The organism is Serratia sp. SA088 (assembly GCF_049065515.1).
In the GTDB taxonomy this organism is placed as follows: domain Bacteria; phylum Pseudomonadota; class Gammaproteobacteria; order Enterobacterales; family Enterobacteriaceae; genus Serratia; species Serratia nematodiphila.
The window spans coordinates 76771-94191 of record NZ_JBAKGW010000009.1; the positions used below are offsets into that span (position 1 = coordinate 76771).

Here is a 17421-nt window from a genome sequence, read left to right on the forward strand (position 1 = left end):
GTTCACGTTCACCCCTGCTGCTGAGCGGCGTTGAGCCGCTGAGCCACGTAGTCGCAGGCGATGCGGCAGTCCCGCTTTAGGTCGGTCTCGTCGCCGGCCAGGCTGCCGCGCAGCCAAAGCCCATCGATCATCGCCGCCAGCCCGCGCGCCGCGTCGCGCGCCTGCTGCAGCGGCAGCTCGCGGCGGAACTGGCTGCAAATATTGGAATAGAGCCGCCGATCGTTGGCGCGCTGCAGGCGGCGCAACACCGGCTGATGCATGCTGGCGGCCCAGAAGTCGAGCCAGGCGCGCATGGACACGGCGTTGGTTTGGCTGGGGTGGAAGTTGCCCTGAATGATGGCGCACAGCTGCGATTGGCTGTCGCTCGCCGCTTGCGCGCGGCACTCGGCCACCGCGTCACGCAGATCGCGCAGGATCTTGCGCATGGTGGCGCTCAGCAACCCCTCTTTATCGCCAAAATAGTGGCTGACGATGCCGGTCGACAGCCCGGCTTCTTTCGCGACCTGAGACAGGGTGACGCCGGCCAGCCCGACGACGTTTATGGTCTCGAAGGCGGCGTTAATCAACTGCTCCTTACGCTGCTCCGGAATGTCTCTTCGGTACATATTTTCCTCAACTGATAGGCCAATCACACTTTGGATTTGATTGATTGAACGGTCAATCAATACTCTATATGCTGCGAAAATGTCAAATAAATGACGATAGAATGTTAATTAAAAGTTGCATTTAAATCGTCTGTCTTTCGCATCATGGAAGCCTGCCAATGACAACAAAAACTCCTCCATCGCTTGACGAAGAACCTGTCAGATTGAATGTCCCGGTATTTTTCGGCTCGGCGGCGGTGATCTTGCTGCTGGGATCGCTGGTCGTGCTGTTTCCCGCAGCCAGCAAACAGTGGTTGAACGTCGCGCAAAGTTGGGTCGCCGACGTGTTCGGTTGGTACTACATGCTGTTGATGGTCGCCTGCATGGTGTTCGTCTTCTGGCTGGCGCTGTCGCGCTTCGGTCAGATTCGCCTCAGCCAGGATGACGAACCGCCGCAGTTCAGCTATCCCTCGTGGGTGGCGATGCTGTTCTCATCGGGCATCGGCATTGCGCTGGTGTACTACGGCGCCTATGAGCCGTTGGATCATTTTTTGTCGCCACCGGAAGGCAGCGGCGGCACCGTGCAGGCGGCGCGGCAGGCGATGGCGCTGACCTTTTTGCACTGGGGGCTGCACGGCTGGGCGCTGTATGCGCTGATCGCCACCGCGCTGGCCTATTTCGCCTATTGCCGCGGCCTGCCGCTGGCGCTGCGCTCTGCGTTATACCCGATCTTCGGCGAGCGCACCCACGGCGGCGCCGGCCATCTGGTGGACAGCTTCGGCATTCTGGTGACGGTGATTTCGATGGTAACCAACCTGGGGATCGGCGCGCTGCTGGTGAACTCGGGGCTGTTTTATCTGTTCGATATTCCGCAAAGCACCGGCGTGCTGCTGGCGCTGATCGTGGTGATGATGGTGGTGGCCACGCTGGCGGCGGTCACCGGCGTCGAGAAGGGCATTGCGATGCTGTCGAACATCAACGTCGGCTTCCTGTGCCTGTTGCTGCTGTTCGTGTTTCTGGCCGGCCCGACGCTGAATCTGCTCAACGGCATGTTGCAGAACCTCGGCGATTATCTCACTTCGCTGGTCAGCCGCAGCTTCGATATGTATCTGTACGGCAAGGCGCGCCAGTGGCAGGGCGCCTGGACGTTGTTCTATTGGGCCTGGTGGGTGGCGTGGGCGCCGTTTGTCGGGCTGTTCATCGCGCGCATTTCCAAAGGGCGCACCATTCGTGAATTGATCTTCGGCGTGTTGCTGATCCCGCTGGGCTTCACGCTGGCGTGGCTGTCGATCTTCGGCAATACCGCCATCAGCCTGGTGTTGGAAGGCGGGCAGGCGATCCTCGGGCAGGTGGCGCAAAGCGATCCGCCGATGGCGGTGTTCAAGCTGTTCGAATACCTGCCCTATACCCAGCTGACCGCCGGTTTTGTGGTGGTGATCAGTTTCGTGCTGTTCCTGACGCCGGTTGATTCCGGTACGCTGATGATAGCGAACCTCTCCTGCCAGGGCGGTTCCGCCCACGATGACGCGCCGGCCTGGCTGCGGGTATTTTGGGCGGCGGTCACCACGTTGATCTGCGCCGGGTTGCTGTACGCCGGCAGTTTCAGCGCGATGCAGACCGCGGTGGTGCTGTGCGGCCTGCCGTTCTCGGCGGTGATCGTGTTGTACATGGTCAGCCTGCGCAAGGATCTGCGCGGTTACGCCATGACGCCGGCGCTCCCTTGAGGCGGCTTATTCGTCCGCGCGCGGCCGGTGATGCACGTATTCGATAATCGTGCCGTCCGGCAGGCGCGCATTGAAACAGGCGCCGGTGGGCACTTCCACCGGGCCAAAGAAGATATCGGCCCCGGCGGCCAGCAGCCGCTGGTGGTAAGGATAAATGTCATCGACCAGCAACGTGCCGACGGTGCTGCGGAAAGGACGCAGGCTTTCTTCCGAGCCTTCCAGGATCAGAAACGGCCCCACCGCCGCCAGCACCAGCCGATGTTCGGGAAAGTCGAAACGCATATCCGCTTCCACGCCGTGCAGCCGCTCGTAAAACGCAATGACGCGGTCAATCTCGCCTTCGTCGACGTAGACCCGGATCAGCACGCGCGGCTCGCGCAGCGATGAAGAGTCGGCGGTTTTGCGCCAAAAGCCCGCTTCTGTCAGTTTTGCCGTCATTGCTCATTCCTCATGGTGGCTCGTTTCCCCGTCATCATGCCGCCGTTTGGCCGCAGGGATTAGACTGAGTTGTTATGAACTAGCAGCGGCGGAAATAAAAAAGCCCCGGTAACGGGGCAAAGACCCGCTCAGGTCGGAATAGCGGGCTAAAGCGGGCGTCAGGCGCGATGGAATTCCGGCAACACCAGTTGACCGATCTCCTGCATCGTCTCTTTCAGCGGCCGCTGGTTGCGGCGGAAATGCAGGCCGATGTGGTTGACCCCGGCGTCACGCATGGCGCTCAGTTCCTGAATCAATCCATTGCGGCCGCTCTTGATGCCGAAGCGATGGCGCTGAATCGGCGCGTCGGCGTTATCGGTGAGGTCGAGATGAATAAAGCTGACGTAGGGCTTGTCACCGGCTACGTTACGCCAGAGTTTGACTCGCGAAACGTGGTCCGCAGGCGTGCCGGGATATGACAGCCAGCCATCCATATTTTTGCCCACCCACTCGGGCGTTTGTTGCGCCAGCCCGGCGACCAGCAGCGGCGGCGGCGGCGTGGCCGGCAGCAGGCGCAATCCGGGCTGTAGCGCGCTGTCGGCTTCACCTTTGAGAATGCCGACGCTGGTGCGGAAGTTTTCACCGCGCGCGGCGTAATCGGCGCCGAACAGCGGGTACTCCACGGGGCGATCGCCGCTGGCGACGCCGAGCAGCAGACGATCGCCGCTCAGCGTTTGCAGCGTGGAAGCCGCTTTGCGCACCAGCCAAGGCTGGCGCAGCGGCAGCACCACGGCAGCGGTGCCCAGCAGAATATTACGCGTCAGGCTGGACAGGTAGCCGAGGTAGGTAAAGGTCTCAAACACCTGCGCGGCGTCGCCGAAGTCAGGATCGTACAGCGGCACGTCGCGAACCCAGGCGGCGCGAAAGCCGAGCTCATCGGCCAGCTTGATGCGCGCAGCGTGTTCACTCATGTCCGGCACGCCGAACGGCCGCCCGTCCTGCTGGCGTTTCAGCTGCCCGCTGGTGGACCAATCATTGTCCAACGGCAGCTCAATGCCGATGGAAAGCGGCTCCCGGGTTAGTCTTTCGATGCTCATGTGTCACTCCGTCTCAGGCCTTGCGGCGCGGTGTCGAACGATGGCACGAAGTGTTGCATGGCGATTAATTGAGATAAACAGCCCTAATCGCAATAGATAATTGCTGTTGCGAGCATAATTACCTTGCAGGATACGGCATGATTGCCGTGATTTACGTCACGCTCTGCGCTTTTGCTATTGTCCAGATGAAATTATGTAACCCTGCCAATAGCCTTTCCCTCATAAGAGTTAGTTTGTTGTGCGGCAATAAAATAAAACCAAATGATTCAATAGATAAAGTTCAAACTGAATATTCCCCAGCGTTCATTCAATACGGGTAAAAAATTAATAAGCCTGAAGAGTGATCGTTGAGATTATTCGCAAATGGCGTGGGAATAGGCGTTTTTAACCGAAGAAAAATACCCGTTATTATTTTATTGTCTGTAAAAACAGAGAGGTAAAATATCTTTTTGTGATAATGCGATTTTAAAATAGTACCGAACAAAAACTTCATTCGTCTCTAAGAAAGCGCCGGTTGACAGACCGCCGGCTTGCGATAATTTTATGTCATTAACATGTTAATGAGTTGTTGTCGTGACGGAGGGCCAATTTCTCTCTTGGCCGAGCGCTTAACACACTTATGCCATGGCGGGTCGCCATTCATAAGTTAACTTATGGACAAATGACGCTATGAATACATCGCCAGAGCCTCGCAGCGCATTAAGTGAAGAGAACCGGTTGCTGATTATTTTATTTTTCGTTTTCGGCTGCGTGTTTGTCGACCGTCTGACCATCTCGTTTCTGTTTCCGATGATTGCCGCCGACCTCAAGCTCAGCAACGTGCATCTCGGCACCCTGTCGGCGGTGCTGGCGTTAACCTGGGCGCTGTCTGGCGCCGGGCTGGGGGCGATAGCCGATCGTTTTAATATCCGTAAACCGATGCTGATCCTGTCGATCCTGGTGTTTTCGCTGTTCTCCGCGCTGTCGGGGTTGGTCAGCGGCTTTGCCATGCTATTGATCTTCCGGGCGTTGATGGGGATCGCCGAAGGGCCGGTATTGCCGATCGCACAGTCGTTGATGGTGGAAAAATCGCAGCCGCAGCGCCGCGGTTTCAACATGGGATTGATCCAGGGCGCGGCGCCGGGATTGTTGGGCGGTATTATCGCGCCGCCGCTGATCATCTATCTGGCGCAGAAGTGGGGCTGGAGCATGGCGTTTCACCTGACCGCCGTGCCGGGCATCATTCTGGCGTGGCTGATCTATCGCTATGTGAACGGCAAGAAGGATCCCGATTTCAGCGCCGCGCCGGCGGCCGACAAGGGGGCGAACAAAGGTGCTTACGGCGAGCTGTTCAAAATCAAGAACGTGGCGCTGTGCATTCTGATCTCCTGTGTGTTCGTCACCTGGTTCATGATCATCATTACCTTCACCCCCAACTTTTTGGTGACCGACCGCGGCTTCGGCGAAGGCACGATGGGCGGCATCATGAGCGCCATCGGCGCCGCCTGGGTGTTCTGGGGCGTGGCGGTGCCGGCGATTTCCGATCGCTTCGGCCGCAAGCCGACGCTGATCTTCTTTTCGCTGCTGGCGGTGTGCTGCCCGCTGTTTTTGAGCTACGTCGATAACCCGTGGCTGCTGGGCGTGCTGGTGTTCCTGTCTTATACCGGCCTTGGCTGTTTCACGCTGTTTATGGCCACCATCCCGTCTGAAACGGTGTCGCCGGCGCGCATCGCTACCGCGTTGGGGCTGGTGATGGGGATTGGCGAGGTGATTGGCGGCTGCCTGGCGCCGTTTATCGCCGGGCTGATCGCCGATCGCTACGGGCTGGTCAGCGTGATGTGGCTGGCGGCCGCCGGCGCCGTGTGCGCCGGCGTACTAAGTTGTTTTCTCGATGAAACTGCTCCTGCCGTGGTGAACCGCCGAGCGGTGAAACCGGCGGGCGTCGCCGATGTCTGAGGCGGTTTTCATCCCATTCAATCAAGGAGAGCGAAGATGTCAGCAGAACCATCCGTACTGAATCAAAATGCCGAACCGGACTGGAAGAATTACGACGATTTCGCGCGCGGCATCGACACCAACCGGCTGCCGGGCACTCAGGACTGGCGCGGCAAAACGTTGCAGATCGCCTTTGAAGACGGCGGGGAAATCACGCTGCGTTTCAGCGCCGATCGGCAGCGGGTGCTGTGGGCCTGGGGCGGGGAGAGCGGCGAGGACGCTTACGAAGAGGTGCAAACCTCCGCCGCGCGCTATTTCTTCAATATTCCGCTGCAGACGCCGGGCAACGAATGCCTGACGCTGGTGCTCAACCGCGACAGCGGCCGGGCGCTGCTGGTGCGCAGCACGTTGCTGCCCGAGCAAACGGTGGAAAAGGGATCCCGCCTTAAGCAAAGCTTCCACGTTGGGCAGATTGCCGGCGTCACGCCGGGCGGCGTCGCGCCGCATCTGACCCGCGAGCTGATCGGTTATCGCACGCTGAATGTCTACAGCCCCAACCACTATTACGAACACTTCTACGTCAACACCGAGCGCTACGCCTGGCAAAACCTGCGCGGCGAACAATTCGGCCACGGCGACATGGACTACGCCACTTACTACAAGTTTGAGGACGAGATGTTCCTGTTCACCTTCCGGGAAAAGATTATCCCGGTGTGCTCGGTGTTCTTCTTCGACTTTGTCTCCGGGCGCTGCACCGGCACCTTCCTCGGGTTGGACGCCGCCGGCCGGGTGTTGGTGTCACCGGCCGGGGCGTTCATCAGCAAGATGAGCTACAACGCCTACCCGGAAGGGGTACAGCCGCTTTGATTCAGGCGTTTCTGACCAGCGATCCGGCGTTGATCTCCGCAATGGTTTTCGCGCCGGTGAGCGTCATGGCGACGCGCATCTCTTTGTCGATCAGATCCAGCAAGTTAGCCACCCCGGCTTCGCCGGCCGCCGCCAGTGCATAGACGAAGGCGCGCCCCAGCAGCACGCTGTCGGCGCCCAGCGCGATCATGCGCACCACGTCCAGGCCGCTGCGGATGCCGGAGTCGGCCAGCAGAGTGATGTCGCCTTTCACCGCGTCGGCGATCGCCGGCATGGCGCGCGCGGTCGACAGCACGCCGTCCAGTTGGCGGCCGCCGTGGTTGGAGACGATGATGCCGTCGGCGCCGAAGCGCACCGCGTCTTTGGCGTCTTCCGGATCAAGAATGCCTTTGATGATCATCGGGCCGTCCCAGAATTCGCGGATCCACTCCAGATCTTTCCAGGAAATCGACGGATCGAAGTTGGCGCCCAGCCAGCCGATGTAGTCTTCCAGGCTGGTCGGTTTGCCGCGGTAGGCCGAGACGTTGCCCAGATCGTGCGGCTTGCCGAACAGGCCGACATCCCAGGCCCACTGCGGATGGGTAAACGCCTGCAGCACGCGGCGCAGGGCGGCGTTAGGGCCACTCATCCCCGAATGGGCGTCGCGATAACGGGCGCCCGGCACCGGCATGTCGACGGTGAACACCAGCGTTTTCACGCCGGCGGCCTTGGCGCGCTCCAGCGCGTTGCGCATAAAGCCGCGATCTTTCAGCACGTAGAGCTGGAACCACATCGGCCGATCGATCGCCGGCGCCACCTCTTCGATCGGGCAGACCGACACGGTGGACAACGTGAACGGAATGCCTTTTTTGGCCGCAGCGCGCGCGGCCTGCACTTCGCCGCGGCGGGCGTACATGCCGGTCAGCCCCACCGGCCCCAGCGCCACCGGCATCGCCAGCTGCTCGCCGAACAGCGTGGTCTCCAGGCTGAGTTCGGACATATTGCGCAGCACGCGCTGGCGCAAGGCAATATCGGCCAGATCCGCGGTATTGCGCTTCAGCGTATGCTCCGCGTAGGCCCCGCCGTCGATGTAGTGAAACAGAAACGGCGGCAGTTTGGCCTGGGCGGCGGCCCGGTAGTCGGTTGACGCTGAGATGATCATAGTGTTTACCTTCTTGTCTTGCTTGCGATAACGAGTTGTCGGTCAGAGCGTGAGGATCGCCGCCATACCGGCCGCAATCCCGCCGTACGCCAGCATCGGCAGTACGGTCTTTCTGATGATTTTGCCTTCGGCGTTGCCGATCCCGAGGATCGAACAGACCGCGATAATGTTGTTCAGGCACACCATGTTGCCCATGGCGCCGCCGACGGACTGCAAGGCCAGCGTCAGGTTGACGTCGAGGCCGCTGCTCTGGGCGATCGACTGCTGAATACCGCCGAACGTCAGGTTCGAAACGGTATTGGAGCCGGAGAAGAACGAGCCCAGCGCGCCGAGGAACGACGAGAACAGCAGCCAGCTGCCGCCGGTCAGCGCTGCCAGCGCTTTACCGATCAGGATCACCGGCGCGTTGTCGCCGCCCTGCATCATCAGGTTGACCATCACCAGCGCGCCGAACAGGGCGATAAAGGGCCGCGCGATGCGCCCGCCGGTTTCGCTGAACATTTGCCGCACCTGGCCGCCATTCAGACGGAACAACGGAATGCACAGCAGCACCACCAACAGGAACGGGATCAGCGCCGGGACATACAGCGTTTTGTAGCCGGCGGCGGCGGAGGTGCCCAGCACCTGCTGCAGTTCGACGATCAGCGCCCGGCTGATGCGCAGCTCTCCGAGCCAGCCGAGGTTTTCCCGCCACAGCAGCGCGGTGTTGTTGAGCAGCGCTTTGAGGCCCAGCTGGTGGACGCGCGTCACTATCAGAATAGCAATCAGCAGCAGGGTCGGGGTCATGGCCTTGACCACCTGCATGAACGGCACCGCCTGCCCGGCGCTCTGCGGTTTGTCGCCGCGGGCGAGGCCGATTCCGCCGCGCGCCAGCAGCACCGAGAGCGCCAGGCCGATTGCACCGCCGACCAGCGCCGGGAACTCATAGTTCACCTGGGCCAGCAACAGATAGGGCACAGTGCAGCTCAGCACGCTGAGCAGGATAAACGGCAGGTTGCGGCGGATATCCCGCCAGGAAACGATAAAGCGCAGCGCCAGCAGAGGAATGACGAAGCCGGCGACGAAGTGGATCAGCGCGGTTTGCCGGCCGATCTCCAGCAGGCTGGCGTCCGACAGGCCGAGATTGGCAAAGCCGAACCAGGTAGGGGTGCCCACGGCGCCGAAGGAAACCGGTACCGAGTTCATCACCAGCGTCAGCAGGGCGACGCGCAGCGGGTTGAAGCCCAGCCCGATCAGAATCGGCGCGGCGATGGCGGCCGGGGTGCCGAAGCCGCTGGCGCCCTCGATCATAAAGGCGAACGCCCAGCCGATAATCATCAGTTGGGCCACGGGATTGGGGCTGATGGTTTCCAGCCAGCGGCGCACCACGTTTTCCGCGCCGCTTACCTGCATCAGTTTGTTGAGCAGGATGGCGCCGGCAATGATGGTGATCGGCGTCAGCGTCGACACCAGCGCGGTGATGATATTGGCATGCAGCAGCCGCAGCGAGGCATCGAACCATAGGAGCTGTACGACATACACCACGGCGGCCGTCAGCGGCAGGGCGAGGTAAGAGGGCACGCCATTCCTTTTGGTCATCATCCAAATCAGCAGGACGATGGGCGCAATACTGAAAAGCAGGGGCATAAGATCCTCAGGGTTATTATTTTTATGGGCAGAGATATGTAGCTGAAAGGTTAATTACCGCAACATTTTCATTCTAATCACAACGTTGGCGACGATGCCATGCGGTAATTTTTTAACATCGGCGAACGGCGCCGGCGGTGGGAAACTGGCCGGCAGGAGGCGTTAAATTAACTGCTTTAAAATCAGTTTGATAGGAAGTAATTTTGTGTGATGAATGCGTGAGTTCACATTAATTAAGCGGTAATGTTCAATAGTTCATGTCCAAAAATGCGGTAATCCCCGCGTCTTTTTACGGCCGCAGGGAAATAATCAGAGCAGGGAACTCAAAAATAATGGCTGATATTTTGGTAGGAACCGATGATATGTTCGATCAGCAGACGGGTTTTTAACGGCAGATTGCGGGTGTAAGGATAAACGGCGTAAATGCCCAGCACTTTGCCGCAGTGGCCGGCCAGGATCTCCATCAGTTTACCGTCCTGCAAATCTTCATACACCATGCATCGCGGCACCATGGCGATGCCGTGGCCGCCGATCACCGCTTTGCGGATCGCCCGCGCATTGTTGGCCGACAGGTTGCCGTTAACCTGCAGCTCGTAGATGTCGTTGCGCCCCGGCCGCTTCATCAGCCAGTTGGCGGTGCCGCTCTCCTGGTAGGTGTAGGTCAGGCAGTTGTGGCTCAGCAGATCGTCGGCGCTGCGCGGTTCCGGGTGGCTTTCCAGGTAGCCCGGTGAGCAGACGATCACCCAGCGGGAATCGAAGATCGGCCGGGCAATCAGGCTGGAATCCGGCATGGTGCCGGTACGGATCGCCAGATCGATGCCTTCTTCCACCAGATCGACGAAGCGGTTTTCCAGCCGCATTTCGACCTTCAGGCTGGGATGCTGGGCGCAAAATTCCGCCACGCTTTCGCTCAGCAACAGCTCGCCCGAAATGGTCGGCACCGACATACGGATGGTGCCGGTCAACTCTTCGCTCTTTTCGCTGACGGCGTACAGCGCCTCCTGCACTTTGGCGCCGATCTCTTTGGCCTGCTGGTAGAGCGCCTGGCCGCTTTCGGTCAGCGTCAGGCTGCGGGTGGTGCGGTACAGCAGGCGGGCACCCAGCGATTTTTCCAGCCGCCCGATGCGTTTGCTGACCACCGAGCTGGTGATGCCGGCGCTCTCCGCGGCCTTGCTGAACGAGCCGCAGTCGACAATCAGGGCAAACAGAATCAGGTCGTTGGCGTATTCGTGAGTGGCGAGCATAATCGGCTGTTCCCTTCAGCGGCAAGTGGCGCCAGTGTAAGTCTCTCGTTTCAATAAGCAATCATCAAAATGCCCTTGGCGTCGAATTCAGAGGCTGCGCGAGCAATGAGAATTCGTCTTGATCTCATTCTCGCGCCGCTTACAATGCCTGCCAGATCGCGACTTCAGAGGTTTTTTCATGGAACTGCTACGGGTGGTTTATCACCAGTATCGTTGGCCATTTCTGGCGGTTATGGCATTGACCATGACCAGCGCCGGCTTGGGTATCGGTATCATTGCGTTTATCAATCAATACCTGATGGACGCCGGCGGCGATGCATTGGCTGTGCTGCCGATGTTTCTCGCTCTGCTGGCATTGCTGATGGCGGTCACGCTGGGATCGCAATTGGCGCTGACGACATTGGGCCATTACTTCGTCTACCGCCTGCGCGGGCAGTTAGTGAAGCGCATCCTGGATACCGATATTGAACGCCTTGAACAGTTAGGCAGCGCCTCATTGTTGGCCAGTCTCTCCAGCGATGTCCGCAATATCACCGTCGCCTTCGTGCGCTTGCCCGAACTGGTGCAAGGGGTGATTTTAACTCTGGGATCGGCGGCCTATCTGGGGTGGCTATCACCGAAAATGCTGGCGGTGACGGCGGTGTGGGTCGCGGTCACCGTGGTGGGCAGCGGTTGCCTGGTCTCGCGGGTTTATCGCCATATGGCCAGTTTGCGCGAGTCGGAAGAGCGCCTCTATCATCATTACGAATCGGTGATTGACGGTCGCAAGGAACTGACGTTAAACCGCAAGCGAGCGCAGGCGCTGTACGAACAGACCTATCAACCCGATGCGCAAGCTTACCGCCACCATATCATTCGCGCCGATACCTTCCATCTGAGTGCGCTCAACTGGTCAAATATCATGATGTTGGGGGCGATCGGACTGGTGTTCTTTATGGCTAACAGCCTGGGATGGGCGAACTCGGCGGTGGCCGCCACGTATTCCCTGACGCTGCTGTTCTTGCGCACGCCATTACTGCAGGCGGTCGGGGCGTTTCCGACGCTGGTCAGCGCCGAAGTCGCTTTCAACAAGCTGAAGACGCTGCGCCTGGCCGAGTACCAACCGGCGTTCCCTGCCGCCGTCGGCCGTTCCTGGCAGACGCTGGAGCTGCGCGACGTGGTTTTTCACTATGCCGATACGGAGCAACAGCCCGGTTTTGCCGTCGGGCCGCTTAATCTGACGCTGCGGCGTGGCGAGCTGATCTTTTTGATCGGCGGCAACGGCAGCGGCAAGTCAACGCTGGCGATGCTGTTGACCGGGTTGTACCGGCCGGTGAGCGGGCACATCGTTCTGGATGGCGTCGCGCAGAGCGCGGCGGATATGCCGGACTATCGTCGGCTGTTTTCGGCGATTTTCACCGATTTTCATCAGTTCGATCGTTTGCAAGGGCCGGAAGGCGGCGAACCCGATGCGGAACTGGTCGCCGGCTGGCTCGAGCGGTTGAATATGAAAAGCAAGCTGCAGTTCGACGGCGCCAGGGTGACCAACCCGCAACTGTCGCAGGGGCAGCGCAAGCGTCTGGCTTTGCTGCTGGCCGTGGCGGAACAGCGCGATATCTTGCTGTTGGATGAATGGGCCGCGGATCAGGATCCGCAATTCCGGCGCATTTTCTATCGCGAGCTGTTGCCAGAACTGCGCGCGCTGGGCAAAACGGTGTTTGCCATCAGCCATGACGATCACTATTTCGAACATGCCGATCGGCTGCTTGAGATGCGCTCGGGTCATTTACGTGAGCTGACCGGCAGCGAGCGTGAACACGCCAGCCGGGATTCCGTCAGCAGAATCGGTTAACTCGCGCCGGCCCGAGCGAGACCAACGCGGGCCGGTGCTTCTCTCCGTATGATCCCAGTGCGTCGCTTCATTTTATCCCCCGCCTTCAGCGCTGTCTGTTGCCGATTTGGCTTATGACCAGTCAAATAATTGATAGTTGAATTATTTACCAGTGGTTTAATTTTGACCTTTCAAGGTATGGCACATTGCACGTTCGTTCGCCTATCAATTCAAGTTATCGCCTGCCGATAACAGTGATATCCACGGTGCCGTTCTTACTGAGGCGGTGATGCAGGTCTATGGTTATCAGCTATTTTTTAAATTTCCATAGGAAAAAATGACTTTATCGATCGTTAAAACAGATCAATAATTGTTATTTGAATGGTTTAATCTATTAGTTGAGGGCGCTGTGGTGAGCAAGGATGGATCGGATATCAAACGTAGAGCATGGCTGTGTGTGTTTATCGGTAGCGGGCTGTTCTGGCTGTTAACCGTCGCCGTGATTTACTGGTTACTGAGTTAGCAGGTTAAGCAGGAAGGCGATTCGTGAACAAAAAGCAGGCTAAAAACCGTGAGGGCGCTGAGCGTCGCGCACAGTCCAAAATTCCGCCGTCATGGGAGCTTAGCGATGAGCAGTGGGCCTTTATTGAAGAATTGTGGCAGGATGCCGACTCTGAGCAGGCGCGACCCCATCGCCCAGCGGCGTTAGCCGATCACGCGGCTGCGGCCGGCCAGCGCGCCGAACAGCATTTGCAAGACGGTCAGGCCCAGCAGGGCGATCAACGGCAAGCGCCAGCCTTCCGTCAGATCGTGCAGCAGGCCGAATAGGGTGGGCCCCAGCGCCGCCAACAGATAACCGACGGATTGCGCCATACCCGACAGCAGCGTCGCCTGATGATGATGCTGACTGCGCAATCCAAAGAACGACAGCGCCAGCACCAGCGAACTCCCCGCCCCCAACCCGGCAAACGTCAGCCACACCAGTGAACTGGCGGGTTGCACCAATAATCCCCCGACGCCGATGAAGATCAGCAGCGAACTGCCCAACGCTATCGCTCGCTGATCGCGCGCCCGCGGCAAAATCACCACCATGACAAAGTTGGCGACGATCGCCACCACCTGGTAAACGAACAGTTCGAAACCCGCCTGCTGAGCGGAGGTGCCGTGGCTGGCGGCAAAAGCGCTGAACCAGCCGATGATGGTGTAGAAGGCGATCGATTGCAGCCCCATGAACATCGCCACTTGCCAACCCAGCGCGCTGCCCCAGGGAGAGCGATAGCGTTGCGGATCCGTCGGCTGCGGCCCTTTAGTGGCGGGTGTGGCGGAGCGCCGCAGCTGCGGCAACCACACCAGCAGCGCCAACAGCGCAGGCAAGCCCCAGCATAACAAGGAGAACCGCCAGCCAAGGTCGGCCAGCGAAGCCAGTGGCACGGCTAAACCGGAAGCGATGGCGGCAACCAGCGACATCACCGCCGCATAGGCGGCGATCATCGCGGCGGCGCGATGTGGGAAATCTCTTTTCACCAGCGTTGGCAGCACCACGTTGGCGAAGGCGATGGCGGCGCCGATCAGGATGCTGCCCGGCCATAGCATGACGTCTTGCGGCAGGGAGCGCAGGGCGATGCCGCAGATCAGCAGCGCGAGGGCGAGGCCCAGGGTGCGCTCGATACCGAGGCGTTTCGCCAGCGCCGGGGTCAATGGCGAGAGGATGGCGAACAGGATCAGCGGCAGCGAATTGATCAGGCCGGCGGCGGTGGCGGACAACGCCAGCTGTTGCTGGATCTGCTCCAGCAGCGGGCCGACGCTGGTCAGGGCGGCGCGCAAATTGGCCGCGATCAGCATAATGCCGACGATCAGCAGAATAGGGCGGTGTAACCGGCGACGCGGGGTCGCGGTGGACGCTGGGGGTGAAGCGGGTTGCGGCATGGGTTCCTCGCACCAGGGCATGCAGTCAATCAGTGCTGCATGGCGTGATGCGTTGATTGACGTTAACGCTTACGTACCGAAAATCGACGGTATCCGTTCGCCAGTGTAGGGAAGATGTCTCGTGCTGACAAGGGGACGGCCCGGCGGGATGGTGGCGGTTAATCCCCGCCGGCCGACGGATAATTGCCATTATGTGATCCTGGTCACTGAGTGAACTAAAAGTCATGGCGCGGGGCGCACCATGCGCCGCTTTCGCTTTCCGTGCAGCCCACGCCTCAGCGCTCCGGGGGTTATCGCCCGTCATGGCATTTCACTTTTTCCCCCTTCCGCTTTTAGGCTTTTCGATCCGTTTCGATTCGAAAGGTTTTTTGGCGGTTTTTTTGCTAAAACGGGGCTGTAAGCCCGATCACAATTTCATTGCTTTCGCTTTGCTGTAATGCCAGCGCAGTAGAGCGAAAGCCATCTTCTCCCCGGCGATGCCGGAAACCTGAGGACCGCAGCTCATGCCAGTGAATACCGCAAAGCGACGTGAACACATTATCGATCTGTTATGCGAACACGGCAGCGTGCGCGTGGAGCAGCTCAGCAAACAGTTTGCGGTATCCACGGTGACGATCCGCAACGATCTGCGCTTTCTGGAACGAAAAGGGTGTGCGCTGCGCGCTTACGGCGGCGCGATGCTCAATCAGCAATTCGCTTTCGATCGGCCGCTGCGGGACAAAGGGCGGTTGAATCGCGACGTCAAAACGCTGATCGCCAACGCGGCGGCCGGCTATGTGCGCGACGGCGATGCGCTGATCCTCGATTCCGGTTCAACCACCGCGCAGATCGTGCCGTTTCTGAAGGGACGGCGCGATCTGGTGGTGATGACCAATGCGCTGAACATTGCCTACGAGCTTTCGGGAAACGACGGGGTGGAGGTCATGGTGCTGGGGGGCAGCGTGCGCCGCAACTCTTACTCGCTCTACGGTCCGGCTGCCGAGCAGCAATTGCGTCAGTACCGCTTCGACAAACTGTTTTTGGGCGTCGACGGGTTCGATCTGAGCGCCGGCATCACCACGCCTCACCCCGGTGAGGCGCACCTCAATCGCGTAATGTGCGAGGTGGCGCGCGAGATTATCGCGGTGGCGGATGCCAGCAAATTCGGTCGCAAGAGCTTTTGCATGATTCGCGAAGCCGGACAAATCCATCGGCTGATCACCGACAGCCGTCTTCCGGACGATTACGAGCGGGCGTTAACCGAGCTGGGCGTTGAGGTCATCATCGCCGATCGGTAGCACGGCGCCTGCATGGGGGCTTCATGCAGCAGTTGTTACAGCTTGTCGAGCAGCACAAGGCCGGTATGCCGGTCGGGATTTTTTCCGTCTGTTCCGCCCATCCCTGGGTTCTGAAGGCCGCGCTGCGGCAGGCTAAAAGCCGCGGCACGCCGGTATTGGTGGAGGCGACCTCCAACCAGGTCAATCAGTTCGGCGGCTATACCGGCCAAACGGCGGCCCAGTTCCGCGATGCGCTCTGGCGTCTGGCGGATGAGGTTGGCCTGGCGCGCGAGCGCGTGTGGCTGGGCGGCGACCATCTGGGGCCCAACGCCTGGCAAGATCGTCCGGCTCAGGAAGCGATGACGCTGGCGGAAACCTTGATCGACGATTACGTTCGCGCCGGATTTCGCAAAATTCACCTCGATTGTTCCATGTCGTGCGCCGATGATCCCTCGCCCCTGGGAGATGCGGCGGTCGCCGAGCGGGCGGCGCGTTTGTGCGCGGTAGCGGAACGCGCCTGGGCGCAGAGCGGCGGCGAAGCGCCGGTCTATGTGATCGGCACCGAGGTGCCGGTGCCGGGCGGCGCGCAGGAGGCGTTGGCGGGCCTGCAGGTCACCACGCCGCAGGCGGTGGCGCAAACCCTGGAAACACACCGTATCGCCTGGCAAAAGGCCGAGCTGAACGATGCCTGGCAGCGAACCATCGCGCTGGTGGTGCAGCCGGGCGTCGAGTTCGATCACCACAGCGTCGAACGTTACCAGCCGCAGCGCGCCGACGCACTGAGCCATTTCATCGAACGGCAGCCGGGCATGATCTATGAAGCGCACTCCACGGACTACCAACCGCCGCAGGCCTATCGCCAGCTGGTGCGCGATCATTTCGCCATTCTGAAGGTGGGGCCGGCGCTGACCTTTGCGCTGCGCGAAGCGCTGTTCGCTCTCGATCGCATCGAGCGCGAATGGCTGGGGGAACGCCAGTCGGCGCAGCTGTGCGCCACGCTGGAACAGGTGATGCGCGAGCAGCCGCAGCAGTGGAGCCGCTATTACCACGGCACGCCGCACCAACAGTACCTCGATCGCCACTACAGCCTGAGCGATCGGGTGCGTTACTACTGGCCGCAGCCGCAGGTGCAGCAGGCGGTCGACGGTTTGCTGGACAACCTGCGGCGCAGCCCGGTGCCGCTGGCGCTGCTCAGCCAGTACCTGCCGGAGCAGGCGCGGGCGCTGAACGCCGGCGAATTGAGCGCCGATCCGCAGGAGTGGGTGCTGCACAAAGTGACGCAGGTGCTCGACGATTACCACGCCGCCTGCTATCCGGAGGGCCGCTGATATGCCGAACATTTTAATGACCCGCATCGATAATCGCCTGGTACATGGCCAGGTGGGCGTGACCTGGACCAACACCCTTGGTGCCAACCTGGTGGTGGTGGCCAACGACGAGGCCGCCGCCGATCCGGTGCAGCAGAACCTGATGGACATGGTGGTGGCGGAAGGGGTGCAGACTCGTTATTTCACGCTGCAGAAAACCATTGACGTGATCCACAAGGCGGCGGATCGGCAGAAGATCTTTCTGGTGTGCAAAACGCCGCAGGACGTGTTGACGCTGGTGCGCGGCGGGGTGCCGATCCGTTTCGTCAACGTCGGCAATATGCACTTCGCCGAGGGAAAGCGGCAGGTGCACAAAACGGTGTCGCTGGACGGCGGCGACGTGGCCGCGTTCCGCGCGCTGGCTGAACTGGGCGTGGAGTGCGAAGTGCGTCGGGTGCCTGATGAAGCGGGCGAGGCGATCGGCAAACTGCTCTTTTGAGCCAGGGGG

The 17421-nt window shown here is 60.2% G+C and carries 15 protein-coding genes; 8 read left to right on the top strand and 7 right to left on the bottom strand.

The window, feature by feature from the left end:
• Positions 1–8: 8 nt before the first annotated feature.
• Positions 9–605: a transcriptional regulator BetI gene (betI, locus tag ACOWVD_RS20745; protein WP_273890404.1), complete on the bottom strand. Its 597-nt coding sequence runs from the start codon at positions 603–605 to the stop codon at positions 9–11.
• A 158-nt stretch (positions 606–763) separates the two neighbouring features.
• Between betI and ACOWVD_RS20750 the strand changes: the two genes are divergently transcribed.
• A complete protein-coding gene (locus tag ACOWVD_RS20750; RefSeq protein WP_031300606.1) occupies positions 764–2308 on the top strand; it encodes a BCCT family transporter in 1545 nt (514 codons plus the stop codon).
• A gap of 6 nt (positions 2309–2314) precedes the next feature.
• On the opposite strand, the gene ACOWVD_RS20755 is transcribed toward ACOWVD_RS20750, so the two are convergent.
• Both ACOWVD_RS20755 and ACOWVD_RS20760 read right to left on the bottom strand, forming a co-directional pair.
• On the bottom strand, positions 2315–2746 hold the full coding sequence (locus ACOWVD_RS20755; RefSeq protein WP_164095820.1) for a VOC family protein: 432 nt from the start codon (positions 2744–2746) through the stop codon (positions 2315–2317).
• Between the two features lie 158 nt (positions 2747–2904).
• Positions 2905–3822, bottom strand: a complete 918-nt coding sequence (locus tag ACOWVD_RS20760) for a TIGR03571 family LLM class oxidoreductase (protein WP_049240072.1) — start codon at positions 3820–3822, stop codon at positions 2905–2907.
• Positions 3823–4491: 669 nt separating this feature from the next.
• On the opposite strand from ACOWVD_RS20760, the gene ACOWVD_RS20765 reads away from it, so the two are divergent.
• Together ACOWVD_RS20765 and ACOWVD_RS20770 are read left to right on the top strand one after the other, a co-directional pair.
• Positions 4492–5757, top strand: a complete 1266-nt coding sequence (locus ACOWVD_RS20765; protein ID WP_049240071.1) for an MFS transporter — start codon at positions 4492–4494, stop codon at positions 5755–5757.
• Between the two features lie 36 nt (positions 5758–5793).
• Positions 5794–6603 carry a MoaF C-terminal domain-containing protein gene (locus ACOWVD_RS20770; protein WP_049240070.1) on the top strand — a complete coding sequence of 270 codons (810 nt, stop codon included), beginning with the start codon at positions 5794–5796 and terminating at the stop codon, positions 6601–6603.
• A 1-nt stretch (position 6604) separates the two neighbouring features.
• Here the strand turns inward: ACOWVD_RS20770 and lldD are convergent, their stop codons facing one another.
• From lldD to ACOWVD_RS20785, 3 genes are all read right to left on the bottom strand, one after another.
• Positions 6605–7744 (bottom strand): FMN-dependent L-lactate dehydrogenase LldD, encoded by a 1140-nt coding sequence (lldD, locus tag ACOWVD_RS20775; RefSeq protein WP_033632193.1) that lies wholly within the window; start codon positions 7742–7744, stop codon positions 6605–6607.
• A gap of 42 nt (positions 7745–7786) precedes the next feature.
• Positions 7787–9370, bottom strand: coding sequence for an L-lactate permease (locus tag ACOWVD_RS20780; RefSeq protein ID WP_406889052.1), 1584 nt, complete (start codon positions 9368–9370; stop codon positions 7787–7789).
• A gap of 323 nt (positions 9371–9693) precedes the next feature.
• Entirely contained in the window at positions 9694–10614 is a 921-nt protein-coding gene (locus ACOWVD_RS20785) for a LysR family transcriptional regulator (protein WP_049240068.1), read from the bottom strand.
• Between the two features lie 178 nt (positions 10615–10792).
• Here ACOWVD_RS20785 and ACOWVD_RS20790 point away from each other — a divergent pair, with 178 nt between their 5' ends.
• Together ACOWVD_RS20790 and ACOWVD_RS20795 are read left to right on the top strand one after the other, a co-directional pair.
• A complete protein-coding gene (locus ACOWVD_RS20790) occupies positions 10793–12445 on the top strand; it encodes a multidrug ABC transporter permease/ATP-binding protein (protein WP_049240104.1) in 1653 nt (550 codons plus the stop codon).
• A gap of 391 nt (positions 12446–12836) precedes the next feature.
• Positions 12837–12947, top strand: a complete 111-nt coding sequence (locus ACOWVD_RS20795) for a YmiA family putative membrane protein (RefSeq protein ID WP_405050898.1) — start codon at positions 12837–12839, stop codon at positions 12945–12947.
• Between the two features lie 182 nt (positions 12948–13129).
• Here ACOWVD_RS20795 and ACOWVD_RS20800 read toward each other — a convergent pair whose 3' ends face one another.
• Positions 13130–14350, bottom strand: a complete 1221-nt coding sequence (locus ACOWVD_RS20800; protein WP_049240067.1) for a CynX/NimT family MFS transporter — start codon at positions 14348–14350, stop codon at positions 13130–13132.
• 503 nt (positions 14351–14853) lie between these two features.
• Between ACOWVD_RS20800 and agaR the strand changes: the two genes are divergently transcribed.
• From agaR to agaV, 3 genes are read left to right on the top strand one after another with little or no spacing between them, the layout of a single operon-like run.
• Complete coding sequence (gene agaR, locus ACOWVD_RS20805; RefSeq protein ID WP_004931804.1) at positions 14854–15627, top strand: transcriptional repressor AgaR; 774 nt, start codon at positions 14854–14856, stop codon at positions 15625–15627.
• A gap of 23 nt (positions 15628–15650) precedes the next feature.
• Positions 15651–16934: a D-tagatose-bisphosphate aldolase, class II, non-catalytic subunit gene (locus ACOWVD_RS20810; protein ID WP_049240066.1), complete on the top strand. Its 1284-nt coding sequence runs from the start codon at positions 15651–15653 to the stop codon at positions 16932–16934.
• 1 nt (position 16935) lies between these two features.
• Complete coding sequence (gene agaV, locus ACOWVD_RS20815) at positions 16936–17412, top strand: PTS N-acetylgalactosamine transporter subunit IIB (protein ID WP_049240065.1); 477 nt, start codon at positions 16936–16938, stop codon at positions 17410–17412.
• The last annotated feature ends 9 nt before the right edge of the window (positions 17413–17421 follow it).

Coding starts and splice junctions, on each gene's coding strand:
- ACOWVD_RS20750 (WP_031300606.1), top strand. CDS start 764: ATGACAACAAAAACTCCTCCATCGCTTGACGAAGAACCTGTCAGATTG.
- betI (WP_273890404.1), bottom strand. CDS start 605: ATGTACCGAAGAGACATTCCGGAGCAGCGTAAGGAGCAGTTGATTAAC.
- ACOWVD_RS20765 (WP_049240071.1), top strand. CDS start 4,492: ATGAATACATCGCCAGAGCCTCGCAGCGCATTAAGTGAAGAGAACCGG.
- ACOWVD_RS20790 (WP_049240104.1), top strand. CDS start 10,793: ATGGAACTGCTACGGGTGGTTTATCACCAGTATCGTTGGCCATTTCTG.
- ACOWVD_RS20810 (WP_049240066.1), top strand. CDS start 15,651: ATGCAGCAGTTGTTACAGCTTGTCGAGCAGCACAAGGCCGGTATGCCG.
- ACOWVD_RS20770 (WP_049240070.1), top strand. CDS start 5,794: ATGTCAGCAGAACCATCCGTACTGAATCAAAATGCCGAACCGGACTGG.
- agaV (WP_049240065.1), top strand. CDS start 16,936: ATGCCGAACATTTTAATGACCCGCATCGATAATCGCCTGGTACATGGC.
- ACOWVD_RS20800 (WP_049240067.1), bottom strand. CDS start 14,350: ATGCCGCAACCCGCTTCACCCCCAGCGTCCACCGCGACCCCGCGTCGC.
- ACOWVD_RS20760 (WP_049240072.1), bottom strand. CDS start 3,822: ATGAGCATCGAAAGACTAACCCGGGAGCCGCTTTCCATCGGCATTGAG.
- lldD (WP_033632193.1), bottom strand. CDS start 7,744: ATGATCATCTCAGCGTCAACCGACTACCGGGCCGCCGCCCAGGCCAAA.
- ACOWVD_RS20785 (WP_049240068.1), bottom strand. CDS start 10,614: ATGCTCGCCACTCACGAATACGCCAACGACCTGATTCTGTTTGCCCTG.
- ACOWVD_RS20780 (WP_406889052.1), bottom strand. CDS start 9,370: ATGCCCCTGCTTTTCAGTATTGCGCCCATCGTCCTGCTGATTTGGATG.
- agaR (WP_004931804.1), top strand. CDS start 14,854: ATGCCAGTGAATACCGCAAAGCGACGTGAACACATTATCGATCTGTTA.
- ACOWVD_RS20755 (WP_164095820.1), bottom strand. CDS start 2,746: ATGACGGCAAAACTGACAGAAGCGGGCTTTTGGCGCAAAACCGCCGAC.